18 protein-coding genes and 1 pseudogene are annotated in these 19,002 nt (G+C 64.1%); 9 read left to right on the top strand and 10 right to left on the bottom strand.

What is annotated here, in order from left to right; translation table 11 throughout:
- Nucleotides 1-12: 12 nt before the first annotated feature.
- From IVA88_RS08155 to IVA88_RS08145, 3 genes are all read left to right on the top strand, one after another.
- On the top strand, nucleotides 13-534 hold the full coding sequence (locus IVA88_RS08155; RefSeq protein WP_247496761.1) for a PRC-barrel domain-containing protein: 522 nt from the start codon (nucleotides 13-15) through the stop codon (nucleotides 532-534).
- A 23-nt stretch (nucleotides 535-557) separates the two neighbouring features.
- Nucleotides 558-1,871 (top strand): MFS transporter, encoded by a 1,314-nt coding sequence (locus tag IVA88_RS08150; RefSeq protein ID WP_247496760.1) that lies wholly within the window; start codon nucleotides 558-560, stop codon nucleotides 1,869-1,871.
- A gap of 156 nt (nucleotides 1,872-2,027) precedes the next feature.
- Nucleotides 2,028-2,978 carry an oxygenase MpaB family protein gene (locus IVA88_RS08145; RefSeq protein ID WP_247496759.1) on the top strand — a complete coding sequence of 317 codons (951 nt, stop codon included), beginning with the start codon at nucleotides 2,028-2,030 and terminating at the stop codon, nucleotides 2,976-2,978.
- A 135-nt stretch (nucleotides 2,979-3,113) separates the two neighbouring features.
- Here IVA88_RS08145 and glgA read toward each other — a convergent pair whose 3' ends face one another.
- On the bottom strand, nucleotides 3,114-4,535 hold the full coding sequence (glgA, locus tag IVA88_RS08140; protein WP_256466778.1) for a glycogen synthase GlgA: 1,422 nt from the start codon (nucleotides 4,533-4,535) through the stop codon (nucleotides 3,114-3,116).
- A gap of 189 nt (nucleotides 4,536-4,724) precedes the next feature.
- Here glgA and IVA88_RS08135 point away from each other — a divergent pair, with 189 nt between their 5' ends.
- From IVA88_RS08135 to IVA88_RS08125, 3 genes are all read left to right on the top strand, one after another.
- Nucleotides 4,725-5,921: a CoA transferase gene (locus tag IVA88_RS08135; RefSeq protein ID WP_247496757.1), complete on the top strand. Its 1,197-nt coding sequence runs from the start codon at nucleotides 4,725-4,727 to the stop codon at nucleotides 5,919-5,921.
- A gap of 149 nt (nucleotides 5,922-6,070) precedes the next feature.
- On the top strand, nucleotides 6,071-7,138 hold the full coding sequence (locus tag IVA88_RS08130) for an alcohol dehydrogenase (RefSeq protein WP_247496756.1): 1,068 nt from the start codon (nucleotides 6,071-6,073) through the stop codon (nucleotides 7,136-7,138).
- Nucleotides 7,139-7,266: 128 nt separating this feature from the next.
- Complete coding sequence (locus IVA88_RS08125; protein WP_247496755.1) at nucleotides 7,267-8,346, top strand: isocitrate/isopropylmalate dehydrogenase family protein; 1,080 nt, start codon at nucleotides 7,267-7,269, stop codon at nucleotides 8,344-8,346.
- Between the two features lie 205 nt (nucleotides 8,347-8,551).
- On the opposite strand, the gene IVA88_RS08120 is transcribed toward IVA88_RS08125, so the two are convergent.
- Nucleotides 8,552-8,869: an antibiotic biosynthesis monooxygenase gene (locus IVA88_RS08120; protein ID WP_247496754.1), complete on the bottom strand. Its 318-nt coding sequence runs from the start codon at nucleotides 8,867-8,869 to the stop codon at nucleotides 8,552-8,554.
- A 154-nt stretch (nucleotides 8,870-9,023) separates the two neighbouring features.
- Here IVA88_RS08120 and IVA88_RS08115 point away from each other — a divergent pair, with 154 nt between their 5' ends.
- Entirely contained in the window at nucleotides 9,024-9,923 is a 900-nt protein-coding gene (locus tag IVA88_RS08115; RefSeq protein WP_247496753.1) for a LysR family transcriptional regulator, read from the top strand.
- A gap of 54 nt (nucleotides 9,924-9,977) precedes the next feature.
- On the opposite strand, the pseudogene IVA88_RS08110 reads toward IVA88_RS08115, so the two are convergent.
- From IVA88_RS08110 to IVA88_RS08085, 6 genes and pseudogenes are all read right to left on the bottom strand, one after another.
- Nucleotides 9,978-10,133 (bottom strand): annotated as a pseudogene (locus IVA88_RS08110) (enoyl-CoA hydratase); the annotation flags it as partial.
- 1 nt (nucleotide 10,134) lies between these two features.
- On the bottom strand, nucleotides 10,135-10,419 hold the full coding sequence (locus tag IVA88_RS08105; protein WP_247496752.1) for a hypothetical protein: 285 nt from the start codon (nucleotides 10,417-10,419) through the stop codon (nucleotides 10,135-10,137).
- A 131-nt stretch (nucleotides 10,420-10,550) separates the two neighbouring features.
- Entirely contained in the window at nucleotides 10,551-11,372 is an 822-nt protein-coding gene (locus tag IVA88_RS08100) for an enoyl-CoA hydratase (RefSeq protein ID WP_247496751.1), read from the bottom strand.
- 114 nt (nucleotides 11,373-11,486) lie between these two features.
- Nucleotides 11,487-12,836, bottom strand: coding sequence for a L,D-transpeptidase family protein (locus IVA88_RS08095; RefSeq protein WP_247496750.1), 1,350 nt, complete (start codon nucleotides 12,834-12,836; stop codon nucleotides 11,487-11,489).
- Between the two features lie 376 nt (nucleotides 12,837-13,212).
- Nucleotides 13,213-13,584 (bottom strand): helix-turn-helix transcriptional regulator, encoded by a 372-nt coding sequence (locus tag IVA88_RS08090; RefSeq protein ID WP_026233304.1) that lies wholly within the window; start codon nucleotides 13,582-13,584, stop codon nucleotides 13,213-13,215.
- Between the two features lie 29 nt (nucleotides 13,585-13,613).
- Nucleotides 13,614-14,660: a LysR family transcriptional regulator gene (locus tag IVA88_RS08085; protein ID WP_247496749.1), complete on the bottom strand. Its 1,047-nt coding sequence runs from the start codon at nucleotides 14,658-14,660 to the stop codon at nucleotides 13,614-13,616.
- A 491-nt stretch (nucleotides 14,661-15,151) separates the two neighbouring features.
- Here IVA88_RS08085 and IVA88_RS08080 point away from each other — a divergent pair, with 491 nt between their 5' ends.
- A complete protein-coding gene (locus tag IVA88_RS08080) occupies nucleotides 15,152-15,421 on the top strand; it encodes a hypothetical protein (protein ID WP_247496748.1) in 270 nt (89 codons plus the stop codon).
- A gap of 206 nt (nucleotides 15,422-15,627) precedes the next feature.
- On the top strand, nucleotides 15,628-16,359 hold the full coding sequence (locus tag IVA88_RS08075) for a cytochrome c biogenesis protein CcdA (protein WP_247496747.1): 732 nt from the start codon (nucleotides 15,628-15,630) through the stop codon (nucleotides 16,357-16,359).
- Here the strand turns inward: IVA88_RS08075 and IVA88_RS08070 are convergent.
- Nucleotides 16,356-17,492, bottom strand: coding sequence for a mandelate racemase/muconate lactonizing enzyme family protein (locus tag IVA88_RS08070; RefSeq protein ID WP_247496746.1), 1,137 nt, complete (start codon nucleotides 17,490-17,492; stop codon nucleotides 16,356-16,358). The genes IVA88_RS08075 and IVA88_RS08070 overlap by 4 nt on opposite strands.
- A gap of 15 nt (nucleotides 17,493-17,507) precedes the next feature.
- Nucleotides 17,508-18,965, bottom strand: a complete 1,458-nt coding sequence (locus IVA88_RS08065) for a sensor histidine kinase (protein WP_247496936.1) — start codon at nucleotides 18,963-18,965, stop codon at nucleotides 17,508-17,510.
- Nucleotides 18,966-19,002: the final 37 nt, after the last annotated feature.

The following is a 19,002-nucleotide window of genomic DNA, read 5'->3' as shown; positions in this document are numbered from 1 at the left end:
TCAGGAGGGTGCATGCGTACCGCCGGATGGTTCGCCCTGGGCGTCGTGTTCGTCGGGGGAATGACGCTCGCGGTGTCACGCGCCGCGGAAGAGCAACCCCCTGCCGGAACTGAAGCGAATGCGCCGCCGACGGTGCAGCCGCCGGCGTCATCGGTCCCGGTCACGCCAAAGAATGCCGCGCCACCACCGTCGGTTACGATCATTGGTGCGAGCGATGCGCACGGTGTGCTTGGCCGTGACGTACTCAGCGCCGCGAACGAGGACATGGGCCGCATCGTCGACGTCATCGTCGATCGGAGCGGGCACGTGCGCGCTGCCGTGATCGATTTCGGCGGCTTCCTTGGCGTCGGCAGCCGCAAGATCGTGGTGGACTGGAATGCGATGCGGTTCGGCAAGATCGTCAACAAGAAGGACAGCATCACGCTGGAATTGACCAAGGCGCAGGTCGCGGCCGCGCCGGAATACAAGGAGGACACACCGATGGTGGTGCTCGGCGCGTCTGGCAGCCTGCAGCCGCTGCAAGCTGTTCAGTGAGGCGCGGGGAGGGATGGCCGCCGGTGCTGTTGTCGAGGAAGCCGAACCATGCGGATCGCGACGGCCGCGTTGAGCAGGACAACGTTTCGGCGCTATCGCCTGCAGGCATTCCGGCGCCGTCGCGCCAGAGCCTGCGCGGCCTCGACTGGTTCATCTTCTTCCTCGCCGACGTGCAGACCGGATTCGGCCCCTTCATCGCGGTCTATCTGACGACCCAGAAATGGACCCAGGTCGAGATCGGCCTCGTCCTGTCGATCGGCGGCATCGTTGCCCTGATCGGCCAGATGCCGGGCGGCGCCATCATCGATGCGGCGAAATCCGAGCGGCTGGTCGCAGGCCTCGCCATCGCCACCATCGGCTGCTGCGCGCTCGCCTATGCGGCGATGCCGATCTTCCCCGTGGTGATTGCCGCGGCTACGTTGCATGCGGCGGCAAGCTGCGTGCTCGGGCCGGCGATCGCGGCGATCAGCCTTGGCCTTGTCGGTCCATTCGTGATCGGAGAGCGGCTCGGCCGCAACGCACGGTTCGCCTCGCTCGGCAACGGCGTTGCCGCCGCTGTGATGGGCACCGCTGGTTATCTGCTCTCGAGCCGCTCGGTGTTCCTGGTCACCTTCCTGCTCGTCATCCCGACCCTGATCGCGCTGTCGCGCATCCGCGAGCATGAGGTTGACATCGCGCGCTGTCACGGCGAGATGCCGCGCGAGGCGGAGGATCGTGGCGATACTAATATCTGGCACTTGATCCGGCAGAAGCCGCTCATTGTCTTTGCGCTGAGCGTGCTGTTGCTGCAACTCGCCAATGCTGCGATGATGCCGCTGATGGCAAGCGCGGTGACTGCGCGATCGAGCCAGTGGGCGACGGTGCTCGTCGCCTTTTGCATCGTCGTGCCGCAGGCGATCGTGGCGCTGCTGTCGCCGACAGTCGGGCGCAAGGCGCAAGCATGGGGCCGCAGGCCGCTGCTCCTGATTGGATTTGCGGCGCTGACGATTCGCGGCTTGCTGTTCGCAACCGTGCGCGATCCGTATCTGCTGGTGCTCGTGCAGGTGTTCGACGGCCTGACCGCGGCGGTGTTCGCGGTGATGATCCCGCTGATCGTGGCCGACGTCGCCTTCGGCAGCGGCCATTTCAACCTCGCGCAGGGCATCGTCGGGACGGGAATGGGCATCGGTGCATCGCTGAGCACCGTGCTCGGCGGCTATGTCAGCGACAAGTTTGGCAATGCCACCGCCTTCTTCGGGCTGTCTGGCGTCGCCGCGACGGGACTTCTGCTTATCCTGTTCGTGATGCCGGAGACGCGGCACAAGGGCATGATCGCGGCAAAAGAAATGGCCGGCTGAACGAGTTCAGCCGGCCAGGAGTGGGTAGGGAGAGGAAGATCAGGCGTCGAGATTGTGCAGGCGCGCGCGGTTGCGCAGCACGATCTGGCGCATTCATCGAATTGCCACAGGCCTTGCGGATCGTCGATCCTCGTCCGCAGTCGAAAGGCGCTGCAAGTGGTGTCCGGGAACGATCTTGAATCTGCCCTCGATCAGGTCCGCGCCGACGCAGCGGGATCGGTTGCCGGCGTGTTCGGCCCGTCCTCGGTGACATGGCAGATCGACCGGGAGGCCGTCATCTTTCTCGGCGCCGGTCGTGCGCTGCTGCTGCAGCTGGCCCACCCTTGGGTCGCCGCAGCCATCGCCGAGCATTCCAAAACCTTCGCCGATCCGATCGGGCGATTTCACCGCACCTTCGACATCGTCTTTGCCATGGTGTTCGGCTCGCTTGACCGCGCGCTGTTGTCGTCGCGGCAATTGCACCGGCGCCACAGTATGATCGTTGGCGACATGCCCGAGACCGTCGGTCCGTTCGCCGCAGGCTCGCGCTACTGTGCCAACGACGTCCCGTCGCTGCGCTGGGTTCATGCCACGCTGGTTGAGACCGCGCTGATGGCGCATGATCTGGTTTTGCCGCCGCTCTCGGCGGAGGAACGCGAACGCTACTGGACCGAGAGCCGGGCGTTCGGCGCCTTGTTCGGATTGAGGGCGGATGATCTGCCCGCGGACTGGTCGGGCTTTGCGGCCTACATCGCGGCAATGACGCAGTCGGACACGCTGACCGTTAGTCCGGCCGCGCGCGAGATCGCGAGACAGGTATTTGGCGGCGCCCGTCCGTGGTTGCGGCCACCGCGATGGTATCGCGCACTCACGGCCAGCCTGCTGCCGGAGCCTTTGCGCGCGGGCTTTGGTCTCGAGCTCGACGCGCGCAACATCAGGTCGGGCGACAACGCGCTCCGATGGATACGGCGCGTCTACCCGAAATTGCCGGATCGGTTGCGCTATGTTGGTCCCTACCAGGAAGCGCAGGCGCGGCTGCGCGGCGAGCCGCAGCCGGACTGGATGACCCGATGTCTCAATAGGGCCTGGATCGGCCGGCCGCAGATGGATGTGAGGGGCAAGAAGTGAGGAGCGCGGTGGCCGCCACAAACGCCGTCATTGCGAGGAGCTCTTGCGACGAAGCAATCCAGGCTGCTGCTGGGGAGGGATTCTGGATTGCTTCGCTACGCTCGAAATGACGGAATATGTGGGTGCGTCCTGGCCTCACACCAACGCCAGCTTCCGGTACAGCGCGTTGTAGCTGCCGGCCGGGATGCTCCAGGAGAACGACCGTCCCATCGCGCTGCGACGCATGGTGTCGAGCTGGTCCTGCGCCACGAAGGCGGAGAACGCTCGGCGAACGCCGCCGAGGAAGGATTCGTGCGAGGGTTTTGAGAACAGGAAGCCGGTTTCGCCATCGGTAATGGTCTCGGCGAGGCCGCCGGTCTGGTGGCCGATCGGCAGCGAGCCGAAGCGCTGGGCGTACATCTGGCTGAGCCCGCACGGCTCGAAGCGCGACGGCATCAACGTGAAATCGCTGCCGGCGAAGATGCGGCGCGCTTGGGCATCGTTGAAGCCGATCACGACCCCGATCGCGTCAGGCCGCCGGCGATGCGCGTCGATCAGCGCCTGCTCGAGCGCCGGCTCGCCGGAGCCGGTGACCACGATCTGCCCGCCGGCATCGACGATCTCGTCGGCCGCCGCCAGCACGAGGTCGATGCCTTTCTGATGCACGAGCCGTGCGACGATGCCGAACATCGGGCCGCGCGATACCGCAAGCCCGAACTGCTTGCGCACATAATCCGCATTGGCCTTCTTGCCGATCCAGTCGCCGGCGCCGAACTGCTGGGCGAGTTGGGCGCAGGAGCGCGGGTCCCAGCTCTCGTCGATGCCGTTGAGGATGCCGGTGAGTTCGGCGGCGTCGGAGCGGACTCGAAGCAGGCCTTCGAGACCGCAGCCGAATTCGTCCGTGGTGATTTCCCGCGCATAGGTCCCGCTGACGGTGGTGAGATGCGAGGCGTAGACCAGTCCGGCCTTGAGGAAGGAGAGCTGGTCATAGAACTCGACGCCGTCGATGTGGAAGGAGCTCTCGGGTGCGCCGATCCGCCGCAGCGAGTCCTTCGGGAAGAGACCCTGATAGGCGAGGTTGTGAATGGTCAGGATCGACGGCAGCTTGGCGCCGCGCCAGGCGAGGTAGGCCGGCACGAGCGAAGCCTGCCAGTCATTGGCATGGATCAGGTCTGCTGCCCAATCCTTGTCCAGCGTGCCCATGGCGAGTTCAGCGGCGGCCGAGGCAAAGCGCGCGAAACGGATGTCGTTGTCGGGCCAGTCGCGCCCCGACTCGTCGCCATAGGGGTTGCCGGGCCGGTCATAGAGTTGCGAGCACAACAGCACATAGACCGGCAGGCCGTCCTTGGTCGCGGCCCGGCCGAGCGAGCAGGCCGGCATCTCCGCGAACGCCGGACAGCGGCCAACGACCTGAATATGCGTGAGTTGTTCGATGATGTCGCGATAGCCGGGCAACATGACCCGGATATCGGCGAAAGGACGAAGGGCTCGAGGGAGTGCCGCGGAAACGGCTCCGAGTCCGCCAACGCGGACGAAGTCGTCCATCTCTGTTGTAACGAACAAGACCCTCAAGAACAGCTGCCCCTCCGCCCGAGCCCGGTTGCTGCTATGCAAGAACGGGTCCAATTGCCCTGGAATTTCCAAGCCTGCCCGCGAGACGCGTCCGTTCGGTAAAGACTTTCCTACTCAGCCGCCGCCCTTTAGGGTCGGCGCATCAACAACAGAGAACTTCGATAGTTCCTAAGTGACTCGAGGACGCAAGCAGGCATGCAGCTATCAGATAAGCATGAGGGGACGACGACAAAGGCCTTCGCCGGCCTCAGGGTCCTGGACTTTTCGACGACCATCGCCGGTCCCCATTGTGCGCGGATGCTCGCCGACATGGGCGCCGAGGTCATCAAGATCGAGACGGACGGCGGCGAGACGATGCGGACCCGGCCGCCGCTGCGCAAGGGCTGTAGCACCGTATTCGGCCAGCTCAATGTCGGCAAGAAGAGCGTCGTGCTCGACCTCAAATCCGAGGACGGCAAGGAGGCGGTCCGCCGGCTGACCGCGACTGCCGACATCCTGGTCGAGAATTTTCGCCCCGGCGTGATGCACCGGCTGCGGCTCGACTACGACAGAATACGTACCATCAATCCGAAGCTGATCTACTGCTCGATCTCCGGCTACGGCCAGAGCGGCCCGTCGGCCGAGCTGCCGGCCTACGCACCGGTGATCCATGCGGCCTCCGGCTACGACATGGCGCATCTCGCCTACCAGCCCGGCCGCAGCCGCCCGGATTATTGCGGCATCTATCATGCCGACGTCGTCACCGGCACCTACGGTTTTGGCGCGATTGCGTCGGCGCTCTACCAGCGCACGGTGACTGGCCTCGGCCAGCACATCGACGTCTCCATGCTGGAATCGATGCTGACGCTGACATTGATCGAGTTGCAGAACTCGCAGTTCACCGTGAAGCCGCCGCCGCGCCCGATGTTCGGCCCGACCGAGACGGCCAACGGCTACGTCATGATCACGATTGCCAGCGAGAAGACGTTTCAGGGCCTGATGGGGGTGATCGGCCGCTCCGAATGGATCTCCGATCCGCGCTTCGCCACCTACGCCGCGCGTCGCGACCATTGGGCCGACTTGATGGACGGTGTCGAGGCCTGGTCGCGGCAGCTCTCGACGGAGGCATGCCTCCTCGCGCTAGGTGCGGCCGGCGTGCCGGCCTCGGCCTACCGCACCGTGTCCGAAGCACTGGCCGATCCGCAGCTCGCGCACCGGCAGGCGCTCTCGTCCGTGGAGGACGAAGGCGGCTCGTTTAGGGTTCTCAACCTGCCGTTCCGGATGTCGGGCGCCGACACGGCGCCGGCCACGGCGATGGCCGTGCTCGGCGAACACACGGGCGAACTGCGCGCGGAGATCGGGCTCACCGACGGTGCGCCAATTCCGTCAGGCAAAACAGCCGCGCAAGGTTGACAGACAGGCTCGTGCAGCGAGCAACGCGGCTTTGCGCGTGGTCGGCTTGCCATTATCCGCCGGCTTAAACTAGACAGGGCCGAGTTTGTCTCGTCACGCCGCCCATGCCATGGTGGCGGCGACAATAAAAAATATCCGGGAGGACGCCGATGAAAAGTTTCAAGGTCGCGAATTTCAAGGCACCGCTGCAGGAGTTCGACGAGGCGACGCCGCAGCCGTCCGGCACGCAGGTGCTGATCAGGGTGAAGGCTGCCGGCGTCTGCCACAGCGACCTCCACATCTGGGAAGGCGGTTACGATCTCGGCCACGGTCGCAAGCCGCTGTCGCTAAAGGACCGCGGCATCAACCTGCCGCTGACCATGGGGCACGAGACGGTCGGTGAAATCCTGGCGTTCGGTCCGGACGTCAAGCCAACCGACCAGGGCGATCTCAAGCTTGGCGACGTCGGCCTGGTCTATCCCTGGATCGGTTGCGGCAAATGCGCCACGTGCCTCGGCGGTGACGAGAACATGTGCCTGACGCCGCGCTCACTCGGCGTCTATTGCGACGGTGGTTATTCCGACCACATGCTGGTGCCGCATCCGCGCTATCTGCTCAATCTTAGAGGACTCGATCCCGCGTCGGCGGCACCCTACGCCTGCTCGGGCGTCACGACCTACAGCGCACTGAAGAAGATCGAGCAGCATTTCGACACGCCAATCGTGATGTTCGGTGCCGGTGGGCTTGGCCTGATGGCGCTGTCGCTCTTGAAGGCCATGGGCGGCAAGGGCGCGATCATGGTCGACATCGATGCGAAGAAACGCGAAGCCGCGGAGAAGGCCGGTGCACTCGCGACCATCGATCCCAAGGCGCCGGATGCGCTGGAGCAGCTTGCCAAGAAAGCCGGTGGCCCCATCCGCGCCGTGCTTGATCTCGTCGGCAACGCCGCCACCACGCAGCTCGGCTTCGACTGCCTGACCAAGGGCGGCAAGCTCGTCATCGTCGGACTGTTCGGCGGCGGCGCGACCTGGGCGCTGCCGCTGATTCCGATCAAGGCGGTGACGATCCAGGGCAGCTATGTCGGAAACTTGCGCGAGACGCAGGAGCTGCTTGATCTCGTGCGAACGAAGAACGTGGCGCCGATCCCGGTGACGCGGCAGCCGCTCGCCAAGGCCAACGACGCGCTGGTGCAGTTGCAGCAGGGCGCGGTGGTTGGCCGCACGGTGCTGACGCCGTAACCAACGCTCCATCCTCCTCATTGCGAGGAGCGAAGCGACGAAGCAATCGAGAGTGTCTCCGCAGATGCAGTTCTGGATTGCTTCGCTTCGCTCGCAATGACGACTTAGCTTTTTCCTGAGGCTCCCCCATGTCCGCAAACAATGCCTTCCACATTGCCGTGCTCGCCGGTGACGGCATCGGTCCCGAAGTCATGACGCCGGCCATCGAGGTCCTGCGCAAGATCGAGACGAAATCCGGCTTGAGTTTCCGCTTCACCGAGGCGCCGGCGGGCGCCAACAATTATCTCGCCACCGGCAAGTCGATGCCTGACACCACGATCAAGCTGTGCGAGGAGGCGGACGCGATCCTGCTTGGCGCCTGCGGCCTGCCGTCGGTGCGCTACCCCGACAACACCGAGATCGCGCCGCAGATCGAGCTGCGCTTCATCTTCGATCTCTATGCCGGCGTGCGCCCGGCGCGGCTCATTCCGGGCGTGCCGAGCCCGATCGTCGGCGCCGACCAGCGCGGCATCGATCTCGTCGTGATCAGGGAATCCACCGAAGGCCTGTTCGCGTCGATGGGCAAAGGCGTCGTCACCCATGAGGAGGCGCGCGAGACCATGGTGATCACGCGCAGGACGTCCGAGCGCCTGTTCGAGTTCTCGTTTCGCCTCGCCGAGCGACGCAAGGCGCGCGGCAAGCCCGGCGCGTTGACCTGCGTCGACAAGGCGAACGTGTTCAAGGCCTTTGCCTTCTTCCGCGGCATCTTCGACGAGATCGAGAAGCGTCATCCCGAGGTGAAGACCGACCGGCTCTATGTCGATGCCTGCTCGGCGATGCTGGTCAAGCGTCCCTGGGATTTCGACGTGATGGTGATGGAGAACATGTTCGGCGACATCGTCTCCGACATCACCGCCAGCCTGATCGGCGGCCTCGGCATGGCGCCGTCGGCCGACATCGGCGACAAGTACGCCGTGTTCCAGCCTTGCCACGGCACCGCGCCTGACATCATGGGGCAGGGCAAGGCCAATCCCACCGGCATGATCCTGTCGGCCGCGATGATGCTGGACTGGCTCGCTAACAAGCACGGCGTCGAGGGCGCGGCTGAGGCCGGCGAGCAAATTGAGCGCGCCGTGGACCAGGTCTATGCTGGCGGCATCAAGCCGATGGAGTTCGGCGGCAGCAACGGCACCGCCGACATTACGAAGGCGGTGCTCGCGGCGCTCTGAAAGCAACCGGACGGCGGGGTGGCGTCACCTCGCCCCGCTGGCGGGGAGAGGTCGAATTCGGGCGAGGCGGCTCGCCGCAAGTCGGACTCTTACCGCGATCGCGAAAGTGGTTCTGACCCCGACTCTCTTAGCGAGCCTAACTTGCGCACCGCTTTTAAGGCTTCGCTTCGAGTGCCTTGGGTTGCCCTTCTGGTCGATGATCGCCTCAAACCCCGCGGGCCGCCTTTGCGGTCCATATCCGCTCCCGAACGACGCTGCAGATCTGGAACTTGAATTCGCTGAAAAAGGCTTCGACTCCGCGCCGCTTCGCCTTGGCGTGCTCGGGATCGATCCGCCAACGATGAAGTGCTTCCTCGGTCTCGAACTCGACGATCGTCACTCGCTCTCCATCATCCGCAACAAAACCCTTATGCGAGATGTAGCCGGGTATTGTTCGCGCAAGTTCGCTCATGCGTTTTGCCATCGGCCCATATTCACCCTGCACGCCGGGATTCATCCGTGTGCGAAAGACAGTGACGATCATCAGACAAGCTCCTGTGCGGGACGAACCTTGTTCACCGCCTTTGCGGCGGTAGTCGCCTGATCGGCAGTGCTGTCGTCCGTGCACGACCTTTACCTGACGTGTATCATCACATATAATGAATAATTGTGATTTAGTTGATCTCCATGAGAGATATATGGATCTGTCAGATCTGCGGATATTCGTTGCTGTTGTGCGCGAAGGCGGCGTGACCCGCGCGGCCGAGCGGCTGCATCGCGTTCAGTCCAATGTGACGACCCGTATCAGGCAGTTGGAAGAGGATCTCGGCGTAGCCCTCTTCATTCGAGAGGGTAAGCGTCTTCATCTGGCGCCCCAGGGGCAAGTGCTGTTTGGCTACGCCAACCGCTTGCTCGCGCTTGCGGATGAAACACGCGATGCCCTCCAAGACGCGAAACCCCGCGGTACGTTCTGCCTCGGCGCGATGGAAAGCACGGCCGCTGTCAGGTTGCCGGGACTGCTCAGCGAATACCACCGGCGACATCCGGGGGTCGTTCTGGAGCTTCGCACCGGCAATCCGCAGGTTCTCGCGAGCGCCATTCTCGCCGGCGATCTCGACGCGGCGCTTGTTGCCGAACCCATCGCCGATGAGCCCTTTGAAAAGGTGCTCGCCTTCGAGGAGGAGTTGGTGATTATTGCGGCTGTCGATCATCCGCCGATCGTCAAGAAAGGCAGCAACCTACCACGTACCATCATCGTCTTCGAACACGGATGCCCGCATCGCAAGCGACTTGAAGACTGGTATGCAAGGCGAAACGAAATGCCGGAGCGCCTGATCGAGTTGGCGTCGTATCACGCAATGCTGGGCTGCGTCGTTGCGGGCATGGGCGTCGCCCTGATCCCCAAAAGCGTTCTGACCACTTTTCCGGACAGAAAGCTGTTGAGCATCCACCCGTTGGGACGAACGGAGAATCGGGCCTGGACTGTACTCATTTGGCGAAGGGGAGCGGGCTCCGCGAACGTTCAGGCCTTGAAGGAGATCTTGCAGAGGTCCCGGTTGGCGAGTCAGAGGACGGTGACGACAGCCACGACCCTATGAGGCGCTACTAACTGCGGCTTGCGCTTCTCCATGAAAGCCGAGACAAAAGCCCTAGATACAGGCAATCGCCGGCTTGGGATAATCGGCAAGCAGCGCGCGCTGGGCGGCGCTGCATTGCCATATTCCTCGGAAGCGGCCGCGTTATGACGTGTCTTGTCGAACTGGCGAATGTCGGCGCCGACACGAACGCCTGCCACCGGCCCCTCGCAACTCACCAGCGACGCCAGTGGCGGTGGCCGCCCCAGCCCCACGGACGCCCGCCGTAGAAGCGTCGCGGGCCGCCGTAAAAGCCGTAGGCGCCGTAATAGTTCGGACGCCAGAAGCAGCGGCCCCAGGGGTTGCAGACCCAGCGCACCTGATCGACGTCGGCTGCCGGGCCGCTCGCGATACGGTCGGCCTGCGGGATGCCGTTCGGCATCGCTGCGAGCGCCTGTCCTGACGCGAGCGCGGCGCCGCCCAGGGCAGCCAGACCAAGAACAGCAAATTTGAGTTTCATCGCAATCTCCATCGTTTTGATGGCGAGAGAACTTTCGGCAAATCAACTGGTTGCTATGGTGTTGCAGGGGCGCGGGAATTTAATCTTCCTGAATGCATGTTCACGTGCCTCCCGCCATCGCGAGAACGGAATCACCGTCCCTGGAAGCGCGGCTTGCGCTTCTCCATGAAGGCTTGCCGACCCTCGCGAAAATCCGCACTGTCCATGCAGGCATTGCCGATCGCCCTGATCGCCTCCATGTCGCGGCCGCTTTCGTCCTTCAGCACTTGCGCGATGGTGAGCTTGGCGGCCTTGATCGCGAGCGGCGCGTTCTGCGCGATCGTCTCGGCGATTTCCATGGTCTCGCCCCAGAGCTGATCCTCCGGAACCACGCGCTCGACCAGCCCGATGCGTAACGCTTCCGCCGCATCGATGCGCATGCCGGTGTACATCAGGAGCCGCGCCCAGGACGGACCGACCAGCGACACCAGGTGCCGCAAGCCCTCATAGCCATAGGCGATGCCGAGTTTTGCCGCGGGAATGCCGAACTGGCTGCCGTGGGAGGCAATGCGGATGTCGGCGAGCATTGCGACCTGCATGCCGCCGCCGAGGCAAAAGCCCTCGATGCAGGCAATCGTCGGCTTGGGATAGTCGGCGAGAAGCGCGCGCTGGGCGGCGCTACGTTTTCCGTATTCCTCGGAAGCGGCGGCGTTATGCCGCGTCTTCTCGAACTGGCTGATGTCGGCGCCCGACACGAAGGCCTTGCCGCCGGCGCCGCGCAGGATCACGACGCGCACGGCAGCGTCGTCGCGCAGGCTCGCCAGCGCCTCGCCAAATCCCTCCCACATCTCCAGCGACATCGCGTTGCGCTTGTCGGGATTGTTGAAGGTGATCACGCCGACGCCGCTGGCCGTGTGCTTGAGGATCTTGCCGTCGGCGTAGGGTGTTTCGGTCGTGTTGGACATGTCGGGCATCGCGCGCTCGCTGATCATTGGCGAGGCGCAATGTGCGGCCGGGGCAGGGCCGGGGTCAACCGCAGCAAGGCGAGCAGGTTTGCATCAGCTTGTGCCGCGGTTGCATGGCGCGATCTATCTCGTCATGTGCGCGGTCAGCGGATGGCTGCCGGCATTGCTGAAGAACGCGGCCTCCTCCGCGGTCGCCTCCAGGAGCTGCTCGTCCTGATGATAGACGTCGTTGCGAAATTGAACGGTCTGGTCCTTCGTCATCCAAGCCGTGAGATAGATCCAGGCCACCGGCACTTTCTTTGCCATGGCGACTTCGAGATGCTGGCCGGTGGCGATTTCCGCGTCGATCGCGGCGCGGCTCCATTTCGGCTGGTCCTTCAAGAGCCAGGCGGCGAGATCGCGCACATTGTCGACGCGCGAGCAGCCATGGGAATCGAAGCGGTAGTCGTCGCTGAACAGGTTGCGCTGGTTGGTGTCGTGCATGTAGACCGAATAGGAATTCGGCATGTCGATCTTGACCGCGCCGAGTGCGTTATACGTGCCGTTGTGCTGGCGCACGGTGAAATTCGGCGTGTGCGTGCCCGACCAGTCGACCGAATTCGGATCGATCGGATTGTCGTGGGCGTCGAGCACCTCCATGTGCATGCGCGACAGGTAGGTGGGATCCTTGCGCATATGCGCGGAGATCTCGGTCTTGGCGATCGAGGAGGGCACTGTCCAGGTCGGGTTGAGGACGACGCTGCTGATCTGCGTCGTCAGCGTCGGCGAGGGCTTTTCGGTCTTGCCGACGATCACGCGATAGCGCCGCACCACGACGTCGTTCTCGACCGCTTCGGCGAAGGCGGCGGGGATGTTGACCACGACATAGCGCTGGCCGAAGCCGAAATTCATGTTCTCGAGCCGCTGGAGCGAGGCCTCCAGCTGCCGGATGCGCTTCTGCACGGAGACGTTCATGGCCGTGATCGTGCGCGGCGTCACCGTTCCAGTCGGCGCGAGGCCGGGGCGGGCCTGGAAGCGTTTCACAGCATCGGCAAGATCCTGGTCGAAGGCGCCGCTCGCCTTGTCGGCGGAAAGATCGCCGGGGACGATCAGCCGCTTGCGCAGGAGATCGTCATTGGCGCCCTGGGCGCCGGGCACGAATTTGGCGTCTGCCGGGATCGTCGGCCAGCCGCCGCGCACGGCGAGATCGGAATAGCTGAGCGCCGCATCCTTGATGCGCTGGGCGGAGCCCTCGTCATAGGTCGGCTCGTGCGTCAGCGCGAGCGCCGCGGCCGAGCGGCTCTCTGCCGTCGAAGCGGACGCTGGCGCGGCAGTCTTCGGTGCGGCTGCGTGGGCCGGATTGGCGGTGGCCGGCACCGTACCAGCCCCAGCCGCCGGCCTGGGCCCGGCCTGTCCAATGGTCTCGGTCTGTGCAAGCGCGGAGGCGCTCGCGAGTACGCCGACGGCAATGATCATCGCATGGCGTTTCGACATGTGTCCCATTTTCCCCATCAAAACGAGGCCCGGACGGGCGCTCGCATCGGCAATTCCCGGTCGTCGTGCTGATTCGAGAAATGGGCGGGAAGCTAGCGCCTCCCGGTTGCGGTCCCCTTAAGCACGACGTATCGCGAACTTCGCGCGCAAGGCACGCGGTCTCTGGATTAGGTCGCCACAGGGCCGGAATGGGTTCGCGAAATCTGCGGGAGACGACGGGAAAAATGGACAACAAAAAGAGGCGGTCATGCCGCCCGAGAAGTCCGCGCAAGTGCGCAGGCCCGGATATATGCAGTCCGGGTCTCGTCCAATCCGGCCGCGCCCCCGTGACGCGGCGGATTGAACATCGGCCGGAAAGGCGCGAACGCCGATCGGCTCAGGCTTCGTTCGCTGCGATCGATTCCATCAGCGAGACGAGCTGACGCTGCACTGTCTGGTCCTTGATCTTGCTGTAGGCGCGCAGCAGCCGCAGGCTGAAGGCGCTATCGAGGAAGAGCAGGCTCTCGACTTCGCGGGCCTTGTTGTCGCCGTCATAGAAGAAGGTCACGGGCACATCGAGAGCAGTGGCGATCTGCTGAAGCCGAGCCGCGCCGACGCGATTGACGCCCTTCTCGTATTTCTGGACCTGCTGGAAACTGACGCCGAGCTTCTCGCCCAGCTCGGCCTGCGAGACCTTCATCTCGACGCGCCGTAGACGGATTCGCTTGCCCAGCTCAATGTCCGGCTTGCCGGCACTGCGCTGCTTCATTCTCTTCGCCGCTGTTTTCATCTTTTTTCTCATCGGTCTTCGGTTGAAAACCCCCCGAAGAGCTGGGTCAGGGGTTCGCCCATATACTCGTCCTTGAATTCATGCGGGTGCACGAACTCTTCCTTAAACCACGGGAAACGCGCCGGATTGAAGGCTTCGATCAGCCAGTCAATCATGTGCCGCACTCTCGGAATCCGGCCGCTACCAGGATGGTAAGACAACCAGATATCCAGCGGTCTGTTCAGCTCGACTTCCAGTGGAATCAACTTCCCGCCAAGCGCAATGGCGTAGCTCGGGAAGACGCCAATTCCGGCGCCATTCGCGACCGCCCAGTAGTTGGCGCTTGAGACGTTGGTCTTCATGACCAGAAGGTCACGCTCCGGAACGCCGGGGAAGAAGCTCTCGAAAGTTTGCTTGGCGGCGAGCTGGTCGGCGAACTGCAGCACCAGGCGGTGCTTGATCAACTCCATCGCCGAACGCGGCGCGCCATATTTTGAAATGTATTTCTCGGAGGCCCAGAACATCAGATGCATGCGGCCAAGCCGCACCAGCTTGACATCGAGCGTCGAAGGCCGCGACAGGTGAATGGCGACGTCGGCCTCGTGGCGGGAGACGTCGGCCGAGCGCATCGCGCAATGCAGGTCGACCAGGATCTTCGGATAGGCCTGCTGGAATTCGACCAGCCGGGGGGCGAGCCAGAATGTGCCCAATCCCTCGGTCACGGCGACGCGGACCTCGCCGGACAGGGCGTTTGCCGTCGAATCGCTGGTGCGCAGCACGTCGAACGCAGCCGCCTCCATTTGCTCGACGGCGGAGACCACCAAGGCGCCTTCGTCGGTCAGATGGGTGCCGTGGACATCGCGGGTGAACAGAGTGGTGCCGGTCTGGCGTTCGAAATCATCGATCCGGCGGCGGACGGCGTTGATCGACAGCGACAGGCGCTCGGCCGCCGAGCGGAAACTTCCGCATCGGACCACTTCCAGGAAAATGCGCGCCGCATCCCAGTCCGAGAGCCCGCTGATGTTTGTCTTTGGGCGTTCCTCCAGTGGAACGCCCCTTTCCGCCAAGGAGTGCATACAAGTCCCTTCGGGTCGCTAAACTGGCAGAATCTGGCGCAAACCACAACCACGGCGGGTTAGGGAACGACGAGTTTTGAACGTCATCCTTACTATGCTGCGGGTGGTATCGGGGTGCTGCCAAGGTTGAGAACAAGGGTTGAGAATCGGGCAGACCATCGCCCGGCTGAGGGGTGTGGCGTGAGTTCCGTTGCGAGCCATGAGATGGCTGCAGGATCGTCGGCGCGGTCCGCAATGAATGTCGTTGCGCGGGAGCCGGTGCCGCCTCCCGCGACGGATCAAGTGCAGCACGCCAGGCGTTTTACGATCGGGCATTTCGACGATAGCCGGCGGCGCGACGCGATGCTCGCCGGAACCGCGGTTTCAACGCAGAAACAGGCTGAAATCATGTTCGGCCCCGCAACGGCCCCGTGTTATCCTCGAAGCTCCATGGGGGCCAAAGAGGTCGTCACAACCACGTCTCACAGGCCGAATTAACGGAAAGAACGCCGGTGTCGCATTCAGACGAACAGTTGCAGTCGGTGCTGGAAACGCTTGAACAGTGCCGCAGGGTTCTGAACGAGAGCAACAGCCGTGAGTCGGCCGAGCTGCTGTCCATTGTCATCCTGGACGTGCGGATGAAACTCAAAGGAATTGACGGTGCCGATCTCAAGGCGCTGTGCGACGAAATGCTGCGGAGCGCTGCTAGCGAAGAACCGCAGCCCCCTTCCAAGCAGACGCAGGACCAGCCCCGGCGTCCGCTGCTCCGTGTGGTGAAGTAGCCGCGCCGCCGAATTTCGCTTTTTGGCGAGATTTGTGCGTGTCCCGATGCCGCATCTGTGATCACAGACGGCATCGGGGGGAGCCCTGGTTTTGTGCGCCTCTGTTGCGCATTCGCTAGCATCGGCTACACCAGAGCCGGTTCGGCTCCGCGCCGCGCGCATTCCCCGCGCGCCGCGCCGGCGCCTGAGATGGCTCCGACTGCATCATGCAAAATGTCTCGATCCCGGCGGCGCTGATTGCCGGCCTCGTCAGCTTCCTCTCCCCTTGCGTCCTGCCCCTGGTCCCGCCCTACCTGATCTATCTGACGGGCGCCACGATCGAACACGTCAAAAGCGACGAGCCCGCTTCGGCCTCCAAACGCGCGATCATGATGTCGGCGCTCCTGTTCGTGCTCGGCTTCTCCACGGTGTTCGTGGCGCTCGGCGCCAGCGCCTCGCTGATCGGCGGGCTGGTCCGCGCCTGGTCGGCCGAACTCTCGATCGTCGCCGGCATCGTCATCATCGTCATGGGCCTGCACTTCCTGGGCCTGACGCGCATCGGCCTCTTGATGCGCGAGGGACGCTTGACTGCGCCCAAGCCCGTCGGCCTCTGGGGCGCTTATGTGATGGGGCTCGCCTTTGCCTTTGGCTGGACGCCCTGCATCGGGCCGATCCTCGCCGCGATCCTCTCGGTTGCCGCAGCCGAAGCGACGGTGACGAAGGGAGCCGGCCTGCTCGCGGTCTATTCCGCGGGTCTCGGCATCCCCTTCCTGATCGCCGCCCTGATGATCGAGCAGTTCTCAAAGCTGTTCGCGCGCATGAAGGGGCATCTCGTCAATGTCGAGCGCGCCATGGGCGTCTTGATGGTCATCACCGGCATCGGATTCCTCACCGGCGCGGTCTCAAATGTGAGTATCTGGCTGCTGGAGACGTTCCCGGCGTTGCAGACGATCGGTTAGGCGTTCGCCGCGAAACGCGCAAGCGCCTCGCGGTCGATCTCGATGCCGAGGCCTGGGCCGTCGGGCACCTGTACGATGCCCTTCTCGTGCTCGATCGGCTCCTTCAAAATTGCGTGCCGGATCGGATGTTCGGTGCGGTCGAACTCCAGCATCGGCCCGATCGGCGACAGCGAAGTCGGCGTGTGCGACGGCAGCACGGCGAGGAGCTGAAGTGAGGCGGCGATCGCGATGCCGGTGCCCCAGACATGCGGATTGTAGCGGATGCCGAACGCCTCGCTCATGTCGGCGATCTTCTTGCATTCGGTGAGGCCGCCGGCCGCGCAGGTGTCGGGCTGGGCGATGTCAAGCGCATGCGAGACGAACAGCTCGCGGAAGCCGAAGCGCGTGAATTCGCACTCGCCGCCGGCGACCGGAATCGTGAGCGCGGATTTCACCGCGCGATAGCCCGCGACGTCCTCCGGCGGCACCGGCTCCTCGAACCATCCGATGTCATGGCGCTCGATCAGGCGGCCGAGCCGGATCGCCGCCACCGCGTCATAGGCGTGGTTCGCATCGACCATCAGCGCGATATCGGGGCCGATCGCCTCGCGCACCGCGCGGGTGACCGCGGCATCCTCCGCGATGCCGAAGCCGACCTTCAGCTTTACGGCACGGAATCCTTCCGCGACGTAACCGGCCGCTTCTTCCGGTAGATATTTGAGCGGGTCGCCTGATTTGCGCCGATAGAGACCGGTCGCATAGGCTCCCACCTCCTTGCGCGCGGCGCCGCCGAGAAGCTGATGCACGGGCACGCCAAAATTCTTGCCTTTGATGTCCCACAACGCGATGTCGATGCCGCTCAGCCCCTGGATCATCACGCCCTTCTGGCCGTGATCGCGCAAGCGAGCGTAGACCATCTGCCACAGCACGTCGGTGCGCGACGGATCCTCGCCAATCAGCCACGGCGCCACACTCTCCACCACCGCCGCCGTCATCCGTGCCGGGCCGTAGCATTCACCCCAGCCGACAAGGCCGTCATCGGTCTCGATCTCGACCAGCATCGCGGTGCGCGTGTCGTACCAGGCGCGCGAGTAAGCGAAGGGCTGCGAGAGCTTTGCCTCCAGAATGTGCGTGCGCACATTGGTGATCTTCATCGCCGATGTCTCCGTTCACCGCGCCTCGTCCAGCGTGCAAATCACCGTGCAGACCACACCGCGCGGCAGGAAGTCGACGGTCGCCTCGCCGCCGAGCTGGTCGCGCGCGCTGCGCTCGATCAGGCGCGAGCCGAAGCCGCGCTGCACCGGCGCAGTCACCGGCGGCCCGCCGATTTCGGTCCAGATCAGGCGTAGCCGCAGCTTCGGCGCATCAGCGATGACCTTCCATTCCAGCGTCACCCCGCCGGTCTCGTTGGATAGCGCGCCGTACTTTGCGGCGTTGGTGGCGATCTCGTGCACGATCATCGACAGCACCACGGCGAGCCGTGGTGACAGCGGCACCGCGGGTCCGGCCATGTGGATGCGCTCAGGACTGTTCAGCAGGAACGGCTGGAGCGCGCGGGCGATCACGTCCCGCAGCTCGGAGCCCGCCCATTTCTCCTGGCTCAGCAAATTATGCGCTTCGGCCAGCGCGCTAAGCCGGCCCTCGAATTTCGTCCGCTCATCCCGGCTCGAGCTTCGGAATGTCTGCACCGCGATCGCCTGCATCAAGGCCAGCGTGTTCTTGACACGATGGTTGAGCTCCTCGATCAGAAGATCGTGCAGCATCTCGCCGCGTGCGATCGTGGTTGCCATCCTGACCGCGAAGGTCAGGCCGGTCAGCAGCAGGATGCCGCCGATCAAGCTGGTGATCGCGATGTTGCGCCAGAGTGGCGCGATCAGCGAACTCTCGGCGACACCGGCGGCGACTGTCCATCCGGTCAGCTGCGACCGTGTGTAGGCTGCGGCCAAGGCGACGCCATCGAGCGATACCGCCGGAAGCGATGCCTCGCTGTTGCGGAACATCTCGGCATAGAGCGAGGGCGAAGCGCGCTTGCCGAACGTTTCGCTGGGGTTCGGCGCACGCGCGAATACGATCCCCTTGTTGTCGAGCAGCGACACGGTCCAAAGCTTGTCGGGCTGTTGCTTCTCCACCAGATCCTGGAAAATGCTGATCGGCGGGCTGAAGCAGAGGTCGTAGATCGCCTCGCCGTTGCGGAGCACCGGAACCTCGACGGTGAGCACCTGTCGCCCATCGATCGCGCCGGTGAACAGGTCGGAATATTGCGGCAATCTGGTCGCAAACACCTTCTCGATGATTTCGAGATGACCGCGAGGCGGCAGGCTCGCGGTGTCCTCGGTTGCGGAGGAAAACAACAGCCGGCCGCTGCGATCGGAGATCAGCACGAGGCCGCCCTTGCCGTACTGATCGACGAATCCGAGCGCGATGCGGCGGAAGTTCTGGAAGTCGTCATTGCGCAGCGAATTCGTCAGCGCAAGGACCTGCAGACCTCCCGTCATCCGCTGCACCTCGGAATCCAGCACGAGGCGCATGCTGCGCACGTTCTCCAGCACGCGGCGAGTCGCGTCGTTCCGGTCCTGCTTGTAATTGTAGACGGCAATACCGACCGCGAAGACGATCAGCGGCAACATCGTTCCCGTGACCAGAAGAGCGAGCCGGACCGGCAGG

It is taken from the genome of Bradyrhizobium sp. 149, from assembly GCF_023073915.1.
GTDB lineage: Bacteria > Pseudomonadota > Alphaproteobacteria > Rhizobiales > Xanthobacteraceae > Bradyrhizobium.
The sequence above is the reverse complement of the archived record's forward strand: the minus strand, read 5'-3'. Positions and strand labels throughout refer to the sequence as shown.